This window comes from Pseudomonas karstica, assembly GCF_009707515.1.
Taxonomy (GTDB): Bacteria; Pseudomonadota; Gammaproteobacteria; order Pseudomonadales; family Pseudomonadaceae; genus Aquipseudomonas; species Aquipseudomonas karstica.
In genome coordinates this window covers 68,095-90,136 of the sequence record NZ_WLYI01000001.1, presented here as the reverse complement: position 1 = coordinate 90,136, position 22,042 = coordinate 68,095, and the positions used below count along the sequence as shown (strand labels likewise).

17 protein-coding genes are annotated in these 22,042 nt (G+C 61.4%); 12 read left to right on the top strand and 5 right to left on the bottom strand.

The window, feature by feature from the left end:
- Window positions 1-160: 160 nt before the first annotated feature.
- The 5 genes from GIR22_RS00395 to tssA form a co-directional block, all read right to left on the bottom strand.
- Window positions 161-610, bottom strand: coding sequence for a type VI secretion system amidase effector protein Tae4 (locus GIR22_RS00395; protein ID WP_154741382.1), 450 nt, complete (start codon window positions 608-610; stop codon window positions 161-163).
- 79 nt (window positions 611-689) lie between these two features.
- Window positions 690-1,178 carry an Hcp family type VI secretion system effector gene (locus GIR22_RS00390; RefSeq protein ID WP_154741381.1) on the bottom strand — a complete coding sequence of 163 codons (489 nt, stop codon included), beginning with the start codon at window positions 1,176-1,178 and terminating at the stop codon, window positions 690-692.
- 174 nt (window positions 1,179-1,352) lie between these two features.
- Window positions 1,353-2,846 carry a type VI secretion system contractile sheath large subunit gene (gene tssC, locus GIR22_RS00385; protein WP_154741380.1) on the bottom strand — a complete coding sequence of 498 codons (1,494 nt, stop codon included), beginning with the start codon at window positions 2,844-2,846 and terminating at the stop codon, window positions 1,353-1,355.
- 2 nt (window positions 2,847-2,848) lie between these two features.
- Window positions 2,849-3,355 (bottom strand): type VI secretion system contractile sheath small subunit, encoded by a 507-nt coding sequence (tssB, locus tag GIR22_RS00380; protein WP_178122003.1) that lies wholly within the window; start codon window positions 3,353-3,355, stop codon window positions 2,849-2,851.
- A gap of 54 nt (window positions 3,356-3,409) precedes the next feature.
- Window positions 3,410-4,429 (bottom strand): type VI secretion system protein TssA, encoded by a 1,020-nt coding sequence (tssA, locus tag GIR22_RS00375; RefSeq protein WP_178122002.1) that lies wholly within the window; start codon window positions 4,427-4,429, stop codon window positions 3,410-3,412.
- Window positions 4,430-4,852: 423 nt separating this feature from the next.
- Between tssA and tagH the strand changes: the two genes are divergently transcribed.
- The 12 genes from tagH (at window position 4,853) to tagQ (ending at window position 21,921) form a co-directional block, all read left to right on the top strand.
- Window positions 4,853-6,202: a type VI secretion system-associated FHA domain protein TagH gene (gene tagH, locus GIR22_RS00370; RefSeq protein WP_154741379.1), complete on the top strand. Its 1,350-nt coding sequence runs from the start codon at window positions 4,853-4,855 to the stop codon at window positions 6,200-6,202.
- A gap of 63 nt (window positions 6,203-6,265) precedes the next feature.
- A complete protein-coding gene (tssJ, locus tag GIR22_RS00365) occupies window positions 6,266-6,772 on the top strand; it encodes a type VI secretion system lipoprotein TssJ (RefSeq protein ID WP_154741378.1) in 507 nt (168 codons plus the stop codon).
- A gap of 15 nt (window positions 6,773-6,787) precedes the next feature.
- Window positions 6,788-8,122: a type VI secretion system baseplate subunit TssK gene (tssK, locus tag GIR22_RS00360; RefSeq protein ID WP_154741377.1), complete on the top strand. Its 1,335-nt coding sequence runs from the start codon at window positions 6,788-6,790 to the stop codon at window positions 8,120-8,122.
- Window positions 8,123-8,128: 6 nt separating this feature from the next.
- Window positions 8,129-9,424, top strand: coding sequence for a DotU family type VI secretion system protein (locus GIR22_RS00355; protein WP_154741376.1), 1,296 nt, complete (start codon window positions 8,129-8,131; stop codon window positions 9,422-9,424).
- Window positions 9,421-12,924, top strand: coding sequence for a type VI secretion system membrane subunit TssM (gene tssM / locus GIR22_RS00350; RefSeq protein ID WP_178122001.1), 3,504 nt, complete (start codon window positions 9,421-9,423; stop codon window positions 12,922-12,924). Before GIR22_RS00355 ends, tssM begins: the two co-directional genes overlap by 4 nt.
- Window positions 12,921-13,574 carry a type VI secretion system-associated protein TagF gene (gene tagF, locus GIR22_RS00345; protein ID WP_154741375.1) on the top strand — a complete coding sequence of 218 codons (654 nt, stop codon included), beginning with the start codon at window positions 12,921-12,923 and terminating at the stop codon, window positions 13,572-13,574. Before tssM ends, tagF begins: the two co-directional genes overlap by 4 nt.
- Entirely contained in the window at window positions 13,575-14,306 is a 732-nt protein-coding gene (locus GIR22_RS00340) for a PP2C family protein-serine/threonine phosphatase (protein WP_154741374.1), read from the top strand.
- Entirely contained in the window at window positions 14,303-17,323 is a 3,021-nt protein-coding gene (locus GIR22_RS00335) for a serine/threonine-protein kinase (protein ID WP_154741373.1), read from the top strand. The genes GIR22_RS00340 and GIR22_RS00335 overlap by 4 nt, the downstream gene beginning before the upstream one ends.
- Entirely contained in the window at window positions 17,323-18,027 is a 705-nt protein-coding gene (locus GIR22_RS00330; RefSeq protein WP_154741372.1) for an ABC transporter ATP-binding protein, read from the top strand. The genes GIR22_RS00335 and GIR22_RS00330 overlap by 1 nt, the downstream gene beginning before the upstream one ends.
- A complete protein-coding gene (locus GIR22_RS00325; protein ID WP_154741371.1) occupies window positions 18,027-19,214 on the top strand; it encodes an ABC transporter permease in 1,188 nt (395 codons plus the stop codon). The genes GIR22_RS00330 and GIR22_RS00325 overlap by 1 nt, the downstream gene beginning before the upstream one ends.
- Window positions 19,207-20,919 carry a formylglycine-generating enzyme family protein gene (locus tag GIR22_RS00320; protein WP_154741370.1) on the top strand — a complete coding sequence of 571 codons (1,713 nt, stop codon included), beginning with the start codon at window positions 19,207-19,209 and terminating at the stop codon, window positions 20,917-20,919. Before GIR22_RS00325 ends, GIR22_RS00320 begins: the two co-directional genes overlap by 8 nt.
- Before the next feature lie 84 nt (window positions 20,920-21,003).
- A complete protein-coding gene (gene tagQ, locus GIR22_RS00315; protein ID WP_154741369.1) occupies window positions 21,004-21,921 on the top strand; it encodes a type VI secretion system-associated lipoprotein TagQ in 918 nt (305 codons plus the stop codon).
- Window positions 21,922-22,042: the final 121 nt, after the last annotated feature.

The window sequence follows — 22,042 nt, the reverse complement described above, 5'->3', positions numbered from 1 at the left end:
TTTACGAGAGTGCAGCGACCTTGATCGTTGATCAGGTTCAAGGGTTGCCCGACAAAAACCGCTTGGGTTGGGGCTGTTGGCGTGGGTACTTCTTCTCCCGCGCACGCACTCAGACTGATAAGGCTTGCTGCCAGCGCCGTAAAAAGAAAAGGTCTGCGCATTACAAAAGCTCCCAGAACCAGATGGCCTGGGATCTTGAGAATAGATCACCGCTTCTGGTCAGGCCTCGGTTCCACAGGTCGATATGGTCGCCAGTGGGCGCGCCAGCCGTGTCGCTACTTTGCTGGTAGCAGTTCCTGAAAAAAATGATGCCCGTCTTGCTCATCAATACAGTGCGGTCGGCCACGCTATTGGTGTAAACCTTTGGTGGACCGAGCTGCTTTTTCTTCCACAGCCAGTTCGCCAGCGATTCCGCGCCTCGGGCGTGTCCGTGAGCGCATCGCGGGTCGAGAGTATAAGTCGACGAGTTGACCGGTAGCGTTCGTTCGCCGCACAGAGCGATGCTCATGCGAATGGCGCACTGGTTGACCCAGGGACCGTCGCAGGCGGGCACGGCAGACGGGTAGGGTGGATAGCTGTTCCACAAATTGATAAACGAAGGTTTGGCCATGACTCAGATACCGAAGAGAAAGAGGTCGAATTCGAGCAAGCACCAAACCCCCGGCGCGTGACGCCAGGGGTGTGTTGTATCAACGCTTGGTGTTGGAGCGGATATTCCAGCCAAACTTGATCGGGCCGCCGTCTTTGGTGCCGTCGGATTTCTGTGGCTGGTAGTCCACCAGCACCTGGGCGAAGTTCAGGGTGACGTTTTCAGTCAGGCGATCATCGCTGCCCGAGCCGCCGGTGCTCAGGGACGTGACCAGTACTTCTTCCAGGTTGATGATCATGTACTCGACCTGGCTTTCACCGCCGGCCTTGCGCACGGTCAGGGTGACCTTGTCGATGTGCTTGCCGCTGGCGCAGTGCATCATCAGGTTGGGCGGGGCCTTGTCGACGTACTTGGTCAGCGACAGGTCCTGGATATTCACTTTGCCCGCGCCGCCGCCGCCGCCGACGTGCATGTTGCCGGGCTGGGCCATGCCCCAGCTCCAGTTCAATACGTCGACTTCGTCTTTGTGGGACTTGTCCATGGACTCGCCCTTGATGTCGCCGATCTTGATGAAAATATCAACAGCCATGTTTTCTCCCAGTGTGGTCTCTGCCACAGAATTTGTTGGCGTCGCCGACCTTTGTAGGAGCGAGCTTGCTCGCGAAGGTCGTCAACGATGACGCTGGCATCCTGAATGAACGCGGCGCCTTCAAGTTTTTCGCGAGCAAGCTCGCTCCTACAGAGAGCGAGCCGGTCCCGACTTTTACGCGCTCTTCGCCGAAGGCAGTTTCGATACCAGGCGCAACGACACGGTCAGCCCTTCAAGCTGGTAGTGCGGGCGCAGGTAGAACTTGGAGTTGTAGTACCCAGGATTGCCTTCTACGTCTTCCACGATCACTTCGGCAGCCGCCAGTGGGTGCTGGGCCTTGGTGGTTTCGGTGGAGTGTGCCGGGTCGCCGTCGACATAGTTGAGGATCCAGTCCTGCAACCAGCGCTGCATTTCGTCCTTCTCTTTGAAGGAGCCGATCTTGTCGCGCACGATGCACTTCAAGTAGTGGGCGAAGCGGCAGGTGGCGAACAGGTACGGCAGGCGCGCGGCCAGGTTGGCGTTGGCGGTGGCGTCCGGGTCATCGTATTCAGCGGGCTTCTGCAGCGACTGGGCGCCGATGAACGCGGCGAAGTCGGTGTTTTTCTTGTGCAGCAGCGGCATGAAACCGTTCTTCGCCAGTTCCGCTTCGCGGCGGTCGCTGATGGCGATTTCGGTCGGGCACTTCATGTCCACACCGCCATCGTCGGTGGGGAAGGTGTGGGCAGGCAGGTTTTCCACTTCGCCGCCGGACTCCACGCCGCGGATGCGCGAGCACCAGCCATAGTGTTTGAACGAACGATTGATATTCACGGCCATCGCGTACGCGGCGTTGGCCCAGGTGTACTTGGAGCTGTCGGCACCGTCGGTGTTTTCTTCGAAGGCAAAAGCTTCCACCGGGTCGGTCTTGGCGCCATACGGCAGGCGTGCCAGAAAGCGTGGCATGGTCAGGCCGATGTAGCGCGCGTCTTCCGATTCACGCAATGAGCGCCAGCCGGCGTATTCCGGGGTGGTGAAGATCTTGGTCAAGTCGCGCGGGTTCGACAGTTCCTGCCACGAGCCCATGCCCATCACTGTCGGAGAGGCGGCGGCGATGAACGGCGAATGCATGGCCGCGCAGACTTTCGACAGCTCGCCCAGCAGCTCGACGTCAGGCGGCGACTGATCGAAGTAATAATCGCCTACCAGGCAACCGTAAGGTTCGCCGCCGAACTGGCCGTATTCTTCTTCGTACATCTTCTTGAAGATCGGGCTCTGGTCCCACGCGGTACCTTTGAATTTCTTCAGGGTCTTGTGCAGGTCGGGCTTGGAGATGTTGAGCACGCGAATCTTCAGTTGCTCATCGCTCTCAGTGTTGCTGACCAGGTAGTGCAAGCCACGCCAGGCGCTTTCCAGTTGCTGGAAATCGGGGTGGTGGATGACCTGGTTGACCTGGGCGGTGAGCTTGGCATCGATGGCGGCGATGATCGATTCGATCGACTTGATGGCGTCGTTGGACACCAGGTCGGTCTGCGCCAGGGCCTGCTCGGCCAGGGTGCGCACGGCAGTTTCCACCGCTTCGCGGGCACGCTCGGTCTTGGGTTTGAATTCTTGCAGCAGCAGCGATGCGAACTCGCTGGTTTCTTCGGTGGCGCCGAGGTTCTGGGCGCCTTCGCGGACTGTATCGGTCATGATTATTGGTCCTGTGCTGGCTTCGGCGCGCTTGCGAGGGCCTGCAGCAATGCCGGGTCCTTGATCGCCTTCATGATGATTTCCTCAGCGCCCGTCTTGCCGTCCATGTAGGTCAGCAGGTTGGCTAGCTGGGTGCGGGCTTCGAGCAGTTTGTTCAGCGAGTCGACCTTGCGGGCCACAGCAGCGGGGCTGAAGTCGTCCATGCTTTCAAAGGTGATGTCCAGGCTCAGGTTGCCTTCGCCGGTCAGTTCATTGGGCACATGGAACGCGACACGTGGCTGCATGGCCTTGAGGCGGGAGTCGAAATTGTCCACATCCACTTCAAGGAACTTGCGTTCGGCCACAGGCGCCAGCGGCTCGGCGGGCTTGCCGGCGAGATCGGCCATGACACCCATGACGAAGGGCAGTTGGACCTTTTTCTCGGCGCCGTAGAGCTCGACGTCGTACTCGATCTGCACGCGAGGCGCTCGGTTGCGCGCGATGAATTTCTGAGAACTTTGCTTCGCCACGTTGCTGCTCCTGGTCGCTTGAGCGACGGTGTTGTTACTGCGAGGTCCAGATGCTTAATCGCCGTCCGGTCCACGCAGGTTTTCAAATTGAGTCATGCCGTCGGGTATCAGGTTGCGCACGATGGCCGCGAAGTCGGCGTGCACCAGATTTTTCGCTCGATTCAACAGCACCGGCAGTGGGCTGGAAGGTTCAAAGCGAGTGTAGTACGCGAGGATTCGGTCCAGGCTGCGCAGCACTTCATCGCGGCTGGCGATTTCGCCGTTGTTGCGCGGCACGGCGGGGGCAGTAGCGTATTCAACCGGGGTGGCGCTGTCGTCACTGACGGCGTCGGGATCGCTGCTGTCTTCGCTGTGGGGTGCCAATTGTGCAAGGATCTGCAAGGCTTGCTTGAGGGGCTGCTTCAACGGGCCAAGGTCCACGCCCTGGGCGGAACCGACTTGGCTGCTGACCTGTTGCTCGATAGCTTCGCAGGCCGCGCGAGCTTCGTTCAGGGCGGCACGGGTGGCGTCCAACTGCTCGGCATCACTGTCGAGGAAGGCACCGGCCAACTGTTCGGCGCCGAGATTTTCACCGGGGAAACTTTGCAGGCCGCTGGCGTTGAGGGCTGCACGCAGACTGACAGGGCCGAAGGTTCGTGAGCGAGTAAGGATACTTTCACGCAGCAGACGAATGGTGGTATCGGACGTCAGGCCGGCGAGGGCATTGAGGCGCACGGTGGGATCGTTGTCATCATCGGCATCCAGGTGTGGATGCAACTCGGCCCAATACTGCCTGAGCAACTGGTTGATCAACGTCAGGACCGTGGTCAGTCCGACAACGCCTTGCATGGCGAGGGAACTTTGCAGGAGAAAATGGGTGATGCGCAGGTCTTTGCTGCGTTGCAGCAGGTCGAGGCTTTGCTGCTGGATGCTGCGCCATTGTGGCGGCTCGGCGGGCAGGATCGAATCGCCCATGCTGCGCTCGGGCTGGCCTTGAGCATCACGCTCAAGTTGCAGGTAAATCGCGTCATATTCCAAGTCTTCGCCACAGGGCGAAGTTGCGGAAACGGCGGCGAGCAGCAAAGGCACATCCACTGAATTCGATCTCCATATCGGCCCGCTTACGTGGCGGACAGTTCATGCATTATTAGTTGCGCGAGAGGCGACTCACGGTTATAGGCATGTTTTCTTGCTCATCCAAGCAGGCTCATATTGAACTGTAATATCAATGAGCCATTACTTGCGTTTAAGAAGTTCTGCATTTTTGGTGTAGTACTTATGCCTTGTCAAGGTAAGCTATTCACCCTGTGTGACAGATGTGCGGTGCTTAACAACCCGTACGTTCGCAAGGCCAGCGCAGGTGCGGGCACAGGATTTTTGCCACAAGAACCGGGTAAAGTCAGCGATCATGCTGATAAAACAGGCTTTTAGAGGTTGTTTGCGCAATCAGTCGGAAAACCCGAGGGATCCTTTTTCTCTTGAGTTGGCCGCGTGCGAAGTAGTTAGCAAGGAGGCGCGATGTCGCTGTGTTTGACTATCACTAGTTATCACAAGATTACCCCTGGCCAATGCCCTGAAAAGTCCATGGATCAGGGCGTGATGGCAATTGGCCGCAACCCTGAAAATGACTGGGTATTGCCTGATCCTGAGCGGCTGGTTTCCGCGCAACATTGCCTTATTCAATACAAAGAGGGTCGTTATTACTTGACCGATAACAGCACCAATGGTGTGGAGTTGGTCAAGGCGGGCATTCGTTTGCGCCGGGGTAATAGCGAACCGCTGCAAGATGGCGAACTGATCCGAATCGGTGATTACGAAATCCAGGCGCGCATCGATTTCAATATGCACGTCGCCGAAAGCCAACCCTTTGCCGGTGATTCGTCCAACAGTTTCGAAGCCCTGATGGGGCGTCAGGGTGGCGGTGTGGTTAGCCCGACACCCGTCCCGCTGACCACCCCGGTGATCGCGCCGCAATTTCAGGGTGCGTCTTCGATGGACACCTTGCCGGACCTGTTCGATTTCCTTGCCCCCACCACGGTTCCCCCCGCCACCCAGCCCGACCATGTTCCGGCTGAGCAACATGACTTTCGCCCGCCAACGCCACTGCCGGTGGTAGAGCCGCCTGCAACTGTCGTCCCGGATTCGGTGATTCCCGAGGACTGGGACCTGTTTGGCGATGCACCTGCCCCGGTGATCAGCACACCTGCCCCGGTATCGCCCCCGCCGGTCATTGAGCCGCCCGTGGCCGAGCGCCCGCTGGCGGTGGCCGACAGTCTCCAGCCCGACCTGCTGCAAGCCTTCCTGCGCGGTGCAGGCATTGATCAACTGCGCTTGGACAAGGCTCAGGCCGAGGCGCAGATGGAAAGTATCGGGCGCAGCTACCGGCTGATGGTCGAGGGCCTGATCGATGTGTTGCGTGCCCGCAGCAGCCTCAAGGGCGAGTTCCGCATGCAGCAGACGACGATTCAACCGGTCGAAAACAATCCGTTGAAATTCGCCCCCGATGCCAATGAAGCGTTACTGCTGTTGCTACGTCATGGCAACCAAGCGTTTATGGCGCCGGACCTGGCGGTGCGCGACAGTTTCGATGACTTGCGCGCCCACCAATTGGCGGTGATGGCGGGTGTCGAAGCAGCCATCAAGCACTTGCTCACGCGTTTTGAACCGGCGCAGTTGGAAGAACGCATGGGCAAGCCCGGCGGGCTGTCGAGTATTTTCAACGGTTCGCGCCAAGCGCAGTACTGGCAACAGTTCACCGAGCTCTACAGCAATATTTCCCGTGAGGCCCAGGAGGATTTCCAGGACCTGTTCGGACGTGAATTCAGCCGTGCCTACGAAGAGCACAGCGCACGACAGCGTCGCCCTTGAGCGACGCTATCGAATAACAAGAAATGGAACAACGGACAGCTAAACAGTCATTGAGGACGCAGGATGATTTCCAGGTTTTTACTCGCCGCCACCACCGCGCTGCTGCTGACAGCATGTGCCAAGGATGCCGCCAAACCCGACGCTGCCGAGGCAGGGGCGGATACCGCGGCCATCGAGTTGCATTTTCATGCAATTGCCGGTCTCAATCCCGGCGCCAACGGCCAGCCGGCCCCGGTGCGGGTGCGGTTTTTCGAGCTGAAAAACGCCGCCACCTTCAGCCGCTCCGATTACTTCGCCCTGGCTGACCGTGCCCAGTCGACCCTCGGCCTGGACCTGCTCGACCAGGATGAAATAATGGTTCAGCCCGGACAACAACTGACTATCCAGCGTGACCTGGATCCGGCCACACGCCAGGTCGGTCTGCTGGTGGGTTATCGCGAACTGGATCGCGCCCAATGGCGCGCGGTGCTCAGTGTCGCACCACGCCAATACACCGAATACCAGATCAGCCTTGATGTTCGTGCCGTGAGCGCTGACGTCGTGGCTCCCTCATCCAGCCCTGCCCAATAAGCAATCGGAGCCCCCATGTCCTGGAACAATCGAGTGGTCTGGTCGGAAGGCATGTTCATCGGAACGCAGCACTTCCAGCAGCATGACCGTTACCTGGAAAATCTGATTGACGCCCGCAGCCGCCCGTTATCTGCCGGTGCCTGGGGTTTTTCCGAGCTACTGATCGACCAGGGCCTGCTGGCTCAGGGCAAGCTGGCCATTGTTTCGGCACGTGGCCTGTTGCCGGATGGCACACCGTTCAATATCCCCCAGGACGACCTGGCACCGAGCCCGCTGAACATCGATGACAGTCTGCGTGATGGCCTGATTTACCTGGCATTGCCCCTCAAGCGCGCCGGAGCCCGCGACACTGTCGATGAAGACGAAGCCCTTGGTGCGGCACGTTACGTCAGCCAGGTGCGGGAAGTGCGGGACGACAACGCACCCTTCGAAAACCGTGCGCCCGTAGCCGTGGGCTCCCGTGCCTTGCGTTTGCTGACGGCCCAGGACGGCGTCAGCGACTATGCCGCCATCGGCCTGGTACGCATCAAGGAAAAGCGCGCCGACCGCGCCTTGGTACTCGACGACAGCTACATCCCGCCAGTATTGGATGTGGGCGCCAGCAAGCCGCTGACAGCGTTTCGCAGTGAACTGCTGGGCCTGCTGCACCAGCGTGGCGAAGCCCTCTGCGGGCGGGTAGTGGCCTCGGGTGCCGGCGGGGCTTCGGAGATTGCCGATTTCATGCTGCTGCAATTGGTCAACCGCGCCCAGCCGCTGATCCAGCACCTGAGTCAACTGAGCCCGCTGCACCCCGAGCGCTTTTTCAGCGAACTGGTGAGCCTGGCCGGGGAGTTCTCTACGTTCTCCAATTCCGGGCGCCGTCCCCAGGAATACCCGCAGTACCAGCACGACGACCTGGCCGCCAGCTTCGCCCCGGTGATGCTGGCCTTGCGTGAAGCCCTGTCGATGCTGATCGACAGCAAGGCCACGCCGATCCCGATTGTCGAGAAAGCCTACGGCGTGCACGTGGCGATGCTGGCCGACAAGACCCTGATCGACACCGCCAGTTTCATCCTGGTGGTACGCGCCGATGTGCCGGGAGAGACCCTGCGCGGACGTTTCGCCCAACAGAGCAAAGTCGGGTCAGTGGAACACATCCGCGACCTGGTCAATCTGCAATTGCCAGGTATCGGCCTGCTGCCGCTGCCGGTGGCGCCACGACAGATTCCGTATCACGCAGGCTCCACTTATTACGAACTGGACCGGGGCAGCGAGCACTGGCAGCAGTTGAGCAATTCCGGTGGTTTTGCCTTTCACATTGCCGGTCAGTTCCCGGGGTTGAACCTGGCGTTCTGGGCTATCCGAGGATAATCCGCGATGCATCCCAATGATGATGACCGCACCCAGTTTATGCCGCGCCCAGGGGGCCGTGCGTCAGAGCCGAACCGCGTGGAGCCCGTGGCAGCACCTCTTTCGATGCCCACCACGCCGGTCCTGACGGGCAAGGCTTGCGGCTTGAACCCATTGGAGAGCGCCGCCGGCCCGCTGTTGGCGCTGCTGACCCGCCTGCGCAACACCATTGCCCATCCCGCGCCGTCGACCTTGCGGGCGCAACTTCTGGCCTATCTGCGCCAGTTCGAAGAACGCGCCGAGGCTGCCGGCATCGTCCGCAACGAAGTGCTGCTGGCCCGTTACGCGCTGTGTACGGCCCTCGATGAGGCGGTGCTGAGTACGCCATGGGGCAGCGCCAGTGACTGGGGCAAGCAAAGCCTGTTGATTACTGTGCACAACGAAGCCTGGGGTGGCGAGAAGGTCTTCCAGTTGCTGGATCACTGTCTGCAAAGCCCACGGGAGCGCCTGTACCTGCTGGAGCTGCTGTACCTGTGCATGTGCCTGGGTTTCGAAGGCCGTTACCGGGTAATGAACGACGGTCGCAGCCAGTTGGAAGCGTTGCGCGAGCGCACTGCCGCAGCGATCCGCAGTGCGCGTGGCGAACACGAGCGCGAATTGTCGCCCCACTGGCGCGGCGTCACCGTGATGCGTGACCGCCTGGCGCAATTCATGCCGCCATGGATTGCCGTGGCCATCGGCGTGGCGCTGTTGTTGGCGTTGCTGCTGGGCTTGCGGATGAAGCTGGCGTCGGATGCCGAACCGGTATTCAAGAATATTCATGCCTTGGGTGAGATCCCGGTGCAGGCCATCGACCGGCCGGTGGTGCAGCCGAAGATCATTGAGCGGCCACGCCTGGCGGGCTTCCTGGTGGAAGACATCAAGGCCGGACGGGTGGCGGTGGAAGATGCCGTCGACCGTTCGGTGGTGACCATCCGTGGCGATGAGCTGTTCGCCTCGGCCAGCTCCAGCATCGTCGACGATTTCCAGCCGCTGATGCTGCGTATTGCCGATGCCATCCGCAAGGTCAAGGGCCAGGTTCGGGTGACTGGGCACAGCGACAACCGCCCGATTGCCACTTTGCGTTTCCCGTCCAACTGGGCGTTGTCCGAAGCGCGGGCCAAGTCAGTGTTGCAGATTCTCGCAGCCAAGACTGGCCAGTCGGACCGCTTCAGTGCCGAGGGCCGCAGCGACACCGAGCCGGTGGCGACCAACGCTACAGCCGAAGGCCGTGCCCGCAATCGCCGGGTTGAAATCACCGTATTGGCGGAGGGCGTCGAGTGAAGGCGTTTTTCAGTTTCATGATTCGCTGGGTGATCCCGGTACTGGGCCTGATCGCCCTGAGCCTGATCATCTGGTTTGTCGGGCCGTTGCTCGAATGGCTGGTGCCGGAAGGTCGGCGCTGGGCATTGATCATTCTGGTATTTGCGGTGTGGATCGTTTATCGGGTGCTGCGGATTATCCAGGCTCGCCGCCAGGCCGACGAAGTCATGCGCAGCCTGGCGGCGCAAACCCCGCCGGATCCGGCCAGTGTCGCCACTGCCGAAGAACTGGCGGCCTTGCGCCAACGTATGGACGAAGCCCTGGCCTTGCTGAAAAAGGCCAAGCTGGGTGGTGACGAGCGTCGCAACCTTTATGAGCTGCCGTGGTACGTGATCATCGGTCCGCCGGGTTCGGGCAAAACCACCGCGCTAGTCAATTCCGGGCTACATTTTCCGTTGGCTGCGCAGCTCGGTGCCGGTGCCGTTCGCGGTGTGGGCGGGACGCGTAACTGCGATTGGTGGTTTACCGATCAAGCAGTGTTGCTCGACACGGCGGGTCGCTATACGACCCAGGACAGCAACTCCACGGTAGATAAAGCCGCCTGGTTGGGTTTTCTCGACCTGCTGAAAAAACAGCGCTCCCGTCGCCCGATTGACGGCGCGTTCATCGCTATCAGCCTTTCGGACCTGTTGCTGGGCAGCGACGCGGAACGCGATGCCCACGCGGCTGCCATTCGCCTGCGCATCCAGGAGCTGTACACCCAGTTGGGCGTGCGTTTCCCGATCTACCTGATGCTGACCAAGCTCGACCTGGTGCCGGGGTTCATGGAGTTTTTCGACAACCTGAGCAAGGAAGATCGGGCCCAGGTGTGGGGCATGACCTTTGCCCTGGACGAGGGCAAAAGCAACGACAACCCGTTGGCCCACCTGCAAAGCGAATTTGCCGGCCTGGAGCAGCGCTTGAACGAGCGCCTGGTGGAACGGCTGCAACAGGAGCGCGACCCTGCACGACGCGACTTGATCTACGGTTTCCCGCAACAGTTCGGCGCCTTGAAGGATTGCCTGCAAAGCTTCCTTGAGGGCGTGTTCAAGCCCAATGCCTTTGAAGAACGCGTATTGCTACGCGGCGTGTATTTTACCAGTGGTACCCAGGAAGGTAGCCCGATTGACCGCCTGATCGGCGCCATGGCCCAGAGCATGAACCTGGACCGCCAGCACCTGGCGCGCCAGAGCGGCACCGGGCGCAGTTATTTCATCGAAAAACTGTTCACCGCCGTGGCCTTCGCCGAGCGTGGCCTGGTGGGGGTCAATCCGAAGGTCGAACGTCGGCGCAAGTGGGTCGCACGCGGTGTATTGGCCGCGACCGTGGTGCTGGTACTGGTGGTGAGCAGCTTGTGGTGGGTGAGTTATCGCGCCAATCAAGCCTACATCGCCCAGGTGGATCAGAAGGTCGCGCCCCTGGGCCAGACGGTACAAAGCCTTAGCCCGGCGCAACGGGATGTACTTGCCGTGTTGCCGCTGCTCAACGCCGTGAAAAACCTCGCCGGCGAGTCCCCGGGTTGGGCCGAAGGCCTGGGTCTCTACCAGGGCGACATGCTCGAAGCCGAGTCCGGCAGCGTCTACCGCAAGCTGCTGATCGCAGTGTTCGCGCCACGGCTGGTGACACGCATCGAGGAACAGCTGCGTGGCGGCGGTAATTCCGACTTTCTCTACGAGGGTTTGAAGGGCTACCTGATGCTCGCCGATAACGAGCATTACGACCCGGACTTCATCAAGGCCTGGATTACCCTGGACTGGGACCACAACTTGCCTCGCGACTTGTCGTCCGACCAGCGCCAAGCATTGATCGGGCACTTGCAGGCTCTGTTCGAACGCCATCCACCGAGTGCACGCCTTGATCCGCGGCTGATCGACGACCTGCGTCGGCAATTGCAACAATTGCCGGTGGCCCAACGAGTGTACGACCGGGTCAAACGCCAGAAGCTGCCCGACGGTATCCCGGACTTCCGTATCAACGAGGCTGCTGGCCGCGACGCCGCACTGGTGTTCAGCCGCAAGAGTGGCAAGCCGCTGGGTGAGCCGTTGAGCGGGTTCTTTACTGCCAAGGGCTATCGCCAGGCCTTCCTGCTCAGCAGCCTGAACCAGACCGGCACCCTGGCCGAAGAGCAATGGGTGCTGGGCCATGAGCAGGCCGATCAACAGAACGTCGTGAGCCTCGCCGCCGACGTGCGTCGCCTGTACTTCCAGGACTATCAGCGCCAGTGGGATGCCCTGTTGGCGGATATAGACTTTGTGCCGATCACCAGCGTGGCCCAGGCGGCCGATGTGCTGCGGGTGATCTCCGGACCCTCGTCGCCGTTGAAAAAGCTGCTGGTAGCAGTGGCCAGGGAAACCGACCTGCAACAGGAAGAACGCCTGCTGGCCGCCAAGGGCGAGCCGGTGGAGGGCGGCGTCGACAAGCTCAAGGAGCGCCTGGGCAACCTGCTCGGCCAGGAGCCACAACCCAGCTCCAGTGCGCCGGCTGCCAGCGATGATCCGGTGACCGAGCATTTTGCCGAACTCAACAGCATCATTGCCAAGAACGAAGGTGAGCCAGCGGCCATCGATGGGCTGCTGGCGGACATGAATGCGCTGTATGTACAGGTCAGCGCCATGGTGGGTGCCAGTGGCGACGCCTTGCTGGGTGAAGCCAAGAACCAGGCGGCTGCTGCGGCAACCCGTGTCAGCTTGAATGCCGAGCGCCAGCCACCGCTGGTGCAGGGTTTGGTCAAGTCGGTGGTCAACTCCACCACCAACAGCATGATGGGTGGAGTGCGCAATCAACTGAACGCGGCCTGGGTCAGTGAAGTGGTGAACGTCTACCGCCAGTCTCTGGCTGGGCGTTACCCCATGTCTCCCGGCAGTGCACGGGACGCGACCCTGGATGACTTCGGTCAGTTCTTCGGCGTGGGCGGGGTGATGGACAACTACTTCCGCAAATACCTGCAGCCTTACGTCGACACCTCGGCGCAAACCTGGCGCTGGCAGCCGGGGGCGGCACAGAAGCTGGGTATTGCCCCGGGCGTGCTGAATACCTTCCAGCGCGCGGCGACCATTCGTGATGCGTTTTTCCGCGCCGGGGGTACCCAACCAGTGGTGCGCTTTGAACTCAAGCCGGTGGCGATGGATACGACCATCACTCAGTTCCTGCTGGATCTGGACGGCCAGCAACTGAGCTACGACCACGGCCCGAGTCGCCCAGTGGCGATGCAGTGGCCCAACCCAGGCAGCATCGGTGTGGTGCGGATGTCCATCATGCCGCCAGCGGCCAGCGGGCGCTCTGGCGTGACCCTGGACGGGCCATGGGCCTGGTTCCGCCTGCTGGCGCAGTCGGACTTGACGGCCGGCAACTCGCCGGACCGCTTCAACCTGCGACTGCGGGTCGATGGCGCGAGCATCTCCTATGAGCTGCGAGCCAATAGCGCTTTCAACCCGTTCAAGAGCCGTGTGCTCAGCGGTTTCAGCCTGCCGGAGCGGTTATGACGACGCCTGGGTTCTACGGCAAGTTGGCCGATCGCGGGGACTTTGTCAGTCGCGGTCTGCCGCAAAGTTTTATCGGGCCTTGGGACAGTTGGCTGGCGTCGGGCTTGCTTGCCAGTCAAAGCAGCCTCGGTGCCGAGTGGTTGAACGTGTATCTGGTCAGTCCGCTATGGCGCTTTGTGCTGGCACCGGGCGTGTGCGGGCCGGATGCCGTGGCAGGTGTGGTGATGCCGAGTATCGATCGGGTCGGGCGTTATTTCCCGCTGACCGTCGCCGCGCTGCTGGATCACGACACCGATCCGGCCTCGGTCATCGGCGGTCCGGACGCCTGGTTTGAACAGGTGGAAGAATTGCTGTTGGGCACCCTGGATGCCGGCGCCAGCTTCGAAGGTTTTGGCGACGGTCTCCAAGCCCTTGGCGTACCAGAAGGCCAGCCACGGACTCTGGGCAGTCGTTTCGACAGCTTGCAATGCTTTACCGCCATCGATCCGAAAGCGCGCATGAAAGTGCTGGCGGAACAGGCCTGCGAAGGCGCAAGCCTGTGGTGGGGCCGCGGTTCGCAACGGATTTCTCCTGGTTTATTGCGGTGTCAGGGCCTGCCTGCCGCCGGCGATTTTGCGCAATTTTTGCTCGGACAAGAAGGTGTTGTGTAGATGCGTTTCACCCAAGGCGTCACCTTTAAATCCGCAAGCAAGAGCCATGTCGGCATGGTCCGCCAGGTCAACGAAGACGCCTGCCTGGAGCTGCCGGAAAACGGCCTGTGGGCAGTGGCCGACGGCATGGGCGGGCATGCGGCGGGCGACTACGTCAGCAGCCTGATCGTCGACAGCCTGCGTAACCTTCCCGTGGGTCGCTCCCTGGATGAATACAGCGCGGCCCTGCGCTCTGACCTGATCCGGGTCAACGGCGCGGTACGCGAAGAGACCGCCAACCGTGGCGTGACCATGATGGGCAGCACGGTGGTCCTGTTGGCCGCCCGTGGCCTGCGCGGCGTGTGCTTATGGGCGGGGGACAGTCGCCTGTATCGTCTGCGCGATGGTTTGTTGGAAAGCATTTCCCGCGACCACAGCTACGTACAGGACCTGCAAGACAGCGGCCTGCTCAGCGAAGCCGATGCGCGTGTGCATCCACGGGCCAATATCGTCACCCGCGCCATTGGTGTGGAAGCGCAGCTGGAATTGTCGATGGTCGACCTGCTGATCGCCCCCGGCGACAGCTACCTGCTGTGCAGCGATGGCCTGAACAAGACCGTCGAGGACCATGAGATCCACGAAGTGCTCAGTCATGACGAGCCTGATGAAATCGTCCGCAGCCTGGTACACCTGGGGCTTAATCGCGGTGCGCCGGACAACATCACAGCCATCGTCGTGAAGGTGTCGCCATGACCCATGCTTCCCTGATAGTCATTCCCGGTTATGACATCGAGGGTGAGATCGGCGAAGGTGCCATGGCCAACGTTTACCTGGCGACCCAGCGTTCCCTGGAGCGCAAGGTGGCTTTGAAAGTCATGGCCGCGGCGCTGGCCGCTGACCCCAGTTTCTGTGAGCGCTTCCTGCGCGAGGGCAAGACCCTGGCGCGGCTGTCTCATCCGCACACTGTGACCATCCATGACATCGGTAACGTCGGTGAGCTGTATTACATGGCCATGGAGTACCTGCCTAACGGCACCCTCAAGGAGCGCATCGCCGCTGGCCTGACACCGGAGCAGGGGGTGGTCTACATTCGCCAGATCGCCTCGGCGCTGGGCTATGCCCATGCCCTGGGGCTGGTGCACCGTGACGTCAAACCGGCCAACATCCTTTTTCGCGCCGACGGCACCGCGGTGTTATCGGACTTCGGCATCGCCAAGTCCCTGGACGACCGCACCCAGTTCACCCAGGCCGGCTTTGCCGTGGGCACACCGAGCTACATGAGCCCGGAACAAGCGCGGGGCCAGGAAATCGATGGCCGTGCCGACCTCTACGCGTTGGGCGTAGTGCTTTACGAAATACTGGTCGGCAAGCTGCCGTACAGCGGGACTGACGCGCTTTCCACCGCGTTGGCGCACCTTACTGAACCGTTGCCGGAACTGCCGCTGCACCATGGCCGCTACCAGGAGGTGTTGCGCAAGTTGTTGGCCAAGGACCCGGCGGAACGTTTCCCGGATGCGGCGGCACTGCTGCAAGCGTTGGATCACCTGCCGGCGAATTCGCTGGAAGCCACATTGATTCGGCCGTTGCCGTTGCCGATTCCGGTCAGCGTTGATTTGGCCGGATTGACACCGGTCTCCATCGACATACCGACGGACAAGCCCCAGCCGCAACCGCTGCGTCAGCCGGTGGTGACACAGACGCAACATCATGGCGGCTCCGAGCAACGCCGTGGGCCGGTGCTGGCGCTGGCGGCCGTTGCCGTGGCGGTCGCCTTGGTCATCGGCGGTGCGAGTTATTGGTGGTTGAGCGGCGACGCACCTGCCACACCGCTCGCCGCGTCAGCACCCAAGGTGCCTCCCGTCAACACGCCGCCTGCCGTGGCCCAGCCAGTGGTTGCCGACGTGGATGGCGGCCAGCGTCCGTTGCTGATGGCGGGCAAGAAGACTTTGTTCCAGCGGATCCTCAGCAAGCCCGGCGCCAAGCTTTACAACGAAGCCGGTGGTACGGCGGGTGAGGCCTTGCCCGCGTTTTCCGTGCTCTACGTTTACCAACGCAAGAACGTCGACGGCAGCCCGTGGCTACGAATTGGTGCCGCCACCGACGGGCGCAGCGACGGCTGGTTGCCTGCCTCACAGGTCAGCGACTGGAAGCAGAGCCTGGTGCTCAAGTTCACCGAGCGCTCGGGCCGGGCGCCGGTGATGTTCCTGCGCGAGTCCGGTGAAGTGGAAAGGCTCTTGGCTGACCCCGCCGCCGCGAAAAGTCTGTTGCTCAACGTGCAGAAAAACAGCGAAGACAATCAGCAAGTGCTGGCCCTGGAACCTGCCGCCAGCGCCGTGCCGCAAAACCAGTTCTACCTGTTGCCGATCTTCGATTCCCAAGAAAGCTTTGACGAAAACGGCCAGCCGGTGCAGTTGCTCAACGTTGCTTCCATCGACCCTGGCACCACGCCGTACACCGTCGCCCAGGCGACGACGCCAGTGATCAGCGCCAACGCCGATGCCTTCCGCACCGCCGTGGTATTGGTGGTGGACACCACAGTGTCGATGCAGCCGTACATCGACCAGGTGCGCGACGTGGTGCACGAGTTGCAAACCCGCATCGCCGAGCGGGGCGAGTTGGACAGCGTGAGTTTCGGCCTGGTGGGCTTTCGCAGCAGTATCAAGAAAACCCCGGGCCTGGAATACGTGGCCAAAACCCTGATCACCCTCGACCAGGGGCGCGAGCCGCAACGCTTCCTCGACATGGCGCGGCAGGTCAAGGCCTCCACGGTCTCCAGTCACTCGTTCAACGAAGATGCGTTTGCCGGAGTGATGCAGGCGGTTGAAGGCATGGATTGGTCCGGCTACGGCGGACGCCTGATTCTGCTGGTGACCGACGCCGGCGCCCTGCGCAAGAACGACCCGTTCGCCAGCACCCAGATGAATGAAGCTGAAGTGCGCCAGGCGGCACTGGGCAAGCAGATCAAGATCTATGCCCTGCACTTGCGCACCGACGCCGGCAAAAAAACCCACGCCGGTGCCGAAAGCCAGTACCGCGTGTTGACCGCCGACGCCAACCCGCAGATCGGCGATCTTTATACGCCGGTGCCAGGTGGCGATGTGCGCAAGTTGGGCGAGCGGGTCGACGAAATCGGTAGCGTGTTCGCCAACCTCGTGCATCAGGTGCGCAGCAACACGCCACAGCCAGTGCCGCTGCTGGGGGCCGCTCCAAGCCTGGCAGACAAATCGGCGGCCGTCGGCTACGCCATGCACATGGATTTCCTCGGCCACAAAACCGCGAGCCAGGCACCGCAATTGGTCAGCGCCTGGACCGCCGACCGCGACCTGACCAACCCGGCGCTGCCCGCGTTCCAGGTGTGTGTGATGCTGACCAAGTTGCAGCTCAACGATTTGCAACAATCGCTGAAATTGATCGTCGATGCTGCGCGCAAGACCCAGACTTCACCGAAGGATTTCTTCCAGGAAATCGCCAGCGCCTCGGCTTATATGAGCCGCGACCCATCGGCCTTGCGTAAGGGCGGCAACCTGGCCGACGGTGGCATTCTCGGCGAATACCTGGAAGGCCTGCCGTATCGCAGTAAATCGCTGAACATGACCTCGGATTTGTGGTTGTCCTTGAGCGTGGCTGAACAGGAAGACTTTATCGACGAGTTGGATTCGAAAATCCGCCTCTATGAAACTTTCCACAACGATGTGGCCAACTGGGTCCGTTTCGGCGATGCCGAACCGGGCGATGCGCTGTACCGCGTGCCGCTGTCGACGTTACCGTAATGCTGAACCTGAGCGCGGTGCACAAGAGCCGGGGCGTCGGTGGCCAGCGCTATAGCCTGGTGATTCCGGCGTTGCGCCTCCAGGTCGGTGAGCAACTGGCGATTGTGGGTCCCAGTGGCTGTGGCAAAAGCACATTGCTCGATCTACTGGCGCTGGTCTTGGCGCCGGATCAGGTGGAGCTGTTCGACTTCAACAACGTCGACATCGCTGGCCTGTGGCGTACCGACCAACAGAGTGCCCTGGCGGATTTGCGCAGCCGATACTTGGGCTATGTGCTGCAAACCGGCGGGTTGCTGGGTTTTCTGGATGTGCGCAGCAACATTGCCTTGTCTCGGCAATTGCTGGGTATGAAGGATGACGGCAGCGTGGCGCGCTTGGCTGAGCAGTTGGAGATCGTCGATCAATTGGCCAAGAAACCAGTAACTTTGTCCGTCGGCCAACGCCAGCGGGTGAGCTGCGCGCGGGCGTTGGCCCATGGGCCGCAGCTGTTGTTGGCCGATGAGCCCACCGCTGCCCTCGATCCGTTGAGTGCCGGGCGGGTGATGCAAGCGTTATTGACCCAGGCCCGGGAAAACGCGGCCTGTTGCGTGATCGCCACCCATGACGAACCGTTGGCCCGGGCCAGCGGTTTGTCGGTGCGGCGCATCAGTTGCCGACGTGACGCCGACGGCGGCGTCACAGCCACCCTTGGGGAGGTTTGCTGATGCGCGGCGCGCTGGTGGCTTCCCTGGCCTGGCAGGATTATCGTAACGATGCCTGGCTGTCGGCCTGTTCGGTGCTGGCGTTGGTGGCCGTGATCGCGCCGTTGCTGGTGTTATTTGGTTTGAAATTTGGACTGGTTAGCAGCTTGACCGAACGTTTAGAAAGCGATCCAGCTACTCGGGAAATTATCCCGCTGGGCGGTGGTCGATTCAGCCATGCATTTATCGAGCAGCTCGCTCAGCGTAGTGATGTGGCGTTTGCCTTGCCGCGCACACGGCAGATCGCTGCGACAGCGCAGTTGGGCGCGGTGACGCTGGAGATGCTGCCGACCGCGGCCAACGATCCGCTGCTGGCGGATCTGCCCGTGCCCCAGGGGTTGGATCAGATTGTCTTGAGCCATACCGCTGCCGAGAAGCTGGGAGCGAAGGCGGGGGACTGGCTGGAGGCGAGTTTCGGCCGCCAGGTGGCGGGGCGGGTCGAGGCTCGGCGCACTCGGGTTCAGGTGCTGGCGATACTGCCGATGGAAGCCTTCGCCCGCGATGGTCTGTTCGCCACCTTGGGGTTGCTGGAAGCGGCGGAAGATTACCGCGATGGCCGGGCTGTGCCGGCATTGGGTTGGGACGGTGATGCGGTTGGCGCCAGCGAACAACGGGTGTACCCGGCGTTTCGCCTGTATGCCCGACGTCTCACGGATGTGGAGCCACTACGAGCGTATTTCGCCGGGCAGCAGCACCTGTTGGTGTCGACCCAGGCGCAGACCATTGCCCAGGTGCAGTCGTTGAGTCGCAACCTGTCGATCGTGTTCTGGATTATCGTCGGGTTGGCCCTGGCGGGCGCGTTTGCCGCGACCTTCGCGGGGGCGTTGGCGGCAGTGGCACGCAAGCGTCGGGAATTGTCGGTGCTGCGGTTGTTGGGTTTTTCCACCGTCGGGTTATTGCTGTTTGTCATGTTGCAGGCACTTTACAGCGCCGGTTTTGCGACCGTGATCAGCATGGCGCTGTACGGCCTGGCCGAGTCGAGCCTGAACCACTTATTCGTGCAGGTACCGGGCGAATACGCCAGCCACCTGCTGGCGCGTCATTACGGCCTGGCCCTGGCGGCTGTCCTTGGCGTCAGCGCTGTGGCGGCTGCCTGTGGCGGTTGGCGAGTAGCGCGTATCCAGGCTTCTGAAGGAATCCGAGATGTTTAAGTTATTGAGCGCCGCCGTGGCGCTGAGCCTGGCCTCGGTAGCCTGGGCAGACGACGCCAGCGACAAACTGGACAATCCAAAACCGTTGGCGGATGACGTCAGCCTGCCACTGCCTTGCGAAGGCAGCATGGTGTTTCGTTACGTCTACATCCTGGCCCAGGGCACCCTGGATGACCGTGAGATCAGCCTTGGCTACCCGTTCAGCGAAGGCGAGGCGGGCTATCAGCAATCGTTCATTTCCGGCTATCGCCGTGACTTTATCAATGGCCAGTTTACCGTCAAGGACCTGCCCAAGGAGTGGAACAAGGTCATCGCACCGCTGATGCCCAAGACCGATGCCAAGACCCCGCTCAAGCCGATGCTGTACTTCATCGGCAAATACGAAGTTACCGCCCGCCAATACGCCCAGGTTATGTCCCAGGCGCAATCCCTGGCCAGCGGCGAACCGCCCCCGGGCTGCGATGCACCCAGCGGCATGGCTGGGCGTTTGCCCAAGGTCAAGTTGTCGCGTTTTGAGGCCGAGCGTTTCTCGGCGGTGTACAGCGCCTGGCTGATGAAGTATCACCGCGATCTGCTGCCGGTCAGCGGCCGTGGTGCATCGGCGGACGACGGCGGCCTGGGCTTTGTGCGTTTGCCGACCGAAGTAGAGTGGGAGTTCGCGGCTCGCGGCGGTCAAGCGGTCAGTCGTCAGGACCTTGAAGGTCGGTTGTTCCCCAGGCGTGTCGAAAGCAGTGAAAGCGACGGCCCGCTGGCAGGCTGGGCGGTGTTCAATCAGGTCGCCGGCGGTACCGGCCAGGCGGCGCGGCTGATGCCCATTGGCACCAAGTTGCCCAACCCGATTGGTTTGTTCGATGTGATCGGCAACGCCGCCGAGATGGTTCAGGAGTCTTTCCAGCTGGTCCACGCCGGACGTCGTCAGGGTACCTACGGCGGCTTTGTGGTCAAGGGCGGCAACTACCTGGAAGGTGAGGGTACGTTGTTCACCGGCATGCGCCGCGAGTATCCGTTGTTCGCCGCCGATGGTACCGAGCAAAGCAACGAGACTACCGGTTTTCGTGTGGCAATTGGCGCGCTGTCGGCGCCCCGTTCGCGTTACAAGGAGCTGTTTGCCCAGTGGCAGAAAGAAGGTCGGCTAGCTTCGCTGACCGATGCCATCGATGACTCCCAGGATCCGACCAAACGCCTGGACAGCATCATCGCTGCCAGCGTCGACCCGCGCCTGCAGGCCGAACTGGGCCTGGTCAACGAAGAGCTTAAGCGCAACGTCTCGCTGATCGCCCAGCAACGCGAGGAAGCCGCCGGCAACTTGATTCAGTCCTCGGCCCTGGTGGCCGAGACCATCAACAACTACAACATCCGCCTGACCAACCTGCAGACGAGTCGCCAGCAAGCTGTGGACGCCAAGGACGAAGCCAGCGCGCAGCTGTTTGCCACGGCCATCCGGAATGGGCGCAGTGCACTGGACGGCGCAGTGGCGATCTATATCGACAACCTGGCCACCGGCACGCGCTACACCGATGCAGTGATTCAGGCGCAGTTTCAGCGGATCAAGGAGGAGTTGGATCGCAAGCCAGTGCTGGGTAAGAGCTTGGTGAGGCGTGCAACATTATTCGTTCGTCATGTCGGTCATTATCGCAAACAACAGCGTGCCGACCCGGCGGCGATATTGAAGGAATTGCTCGCAGCGAGCGGTCAGCGGTCTTGACCGTTGGTTGTACAGCGAGCTTGGAAGGGACTCAGGCGGCGATGGGCCGTGCTGGGCTGGTCAAACTTAAAAGAGTACACAACTATGCTTTTCTCTCGTAAAGCTTCTGCTTCGGTTTCCAAGCGTCACCTGCTGCTGATCGCTGCTGGCTTCAGCACTGTGCTGACTGGATGTGCCACTTCCCCGGCCTCCAAGGTCGCCTCGACCACCAAGGTCGAGTACTACCCCAACTGCTACGAGCCGGTGCAGCACTTGCGCGCCACCGATTCGAACATGACCAAGTCAGTTGTGACCGGTGCGGCCCTTGGCGCTGCGGGTGGCGCACTGTTGGGCGCCTTGACCGGCGATTCCGATAACCGTGGCCGCAACGCTGCTATCGGTGCCGCGGGCGGCGCCCTGGCTGGCGGTGCAGCGGGTTACTACACCGAGCGCCAGAAGCAGATCAGCGATGACAACCAGCGCATTGCCTCCTACGCCACCGATTTCAACAAAAGTGCCTCGGATATCGACCGCAGCACTGCGTACGCCAAGGCGTCCCAGCAGTGCTACCAGAGTGCGTTCACCAAGCTGGTGGCTGACCGCAAGGCCAAGACCGTCAACGACACCGAAGGCCGCAAGCGCCTGGCGGAAATCGTTTCCGGCCTGAAAGAGTCCAACGACCTGATTGTCGCGGTCAACGGCAAGGCCAGTGAAGACCTGAACAACTACACCCAGGCTTACGAGCAGGACCTGCAACAAGTAGGTGTGCAACGCGCTGACGTGGTCACCGTGGCCACCGCCGCAACGCCATCCAAAGGCAAAAAAGCGGTCAAGCCGGCGAAAAAGGCCGCGCTGCCTAGCGTGCCGAAAGAGGCGGTGAGCACCGAGAAAACCATCCAGACTGCCCAGGCCAAGCAAGCTGAAAGCAAGCAGGTTGCCAGCGCCGGTACCACGCAGGTCAACAGCATGTGCAAAAACCCTGACTTGGGCGACTGGGCACCGGTTCCTTGCCCTAACGTCTAAGAAAGTTGTTGCTATAAGCGGTAAACGCCAGCCGATCTTCTGCTAATGCGCAAGATCGGTGGCGTTCTGTTTGCAAATCGTTAAACTGCCACGGCCACTCAATAATTACACCGAGGCCGCT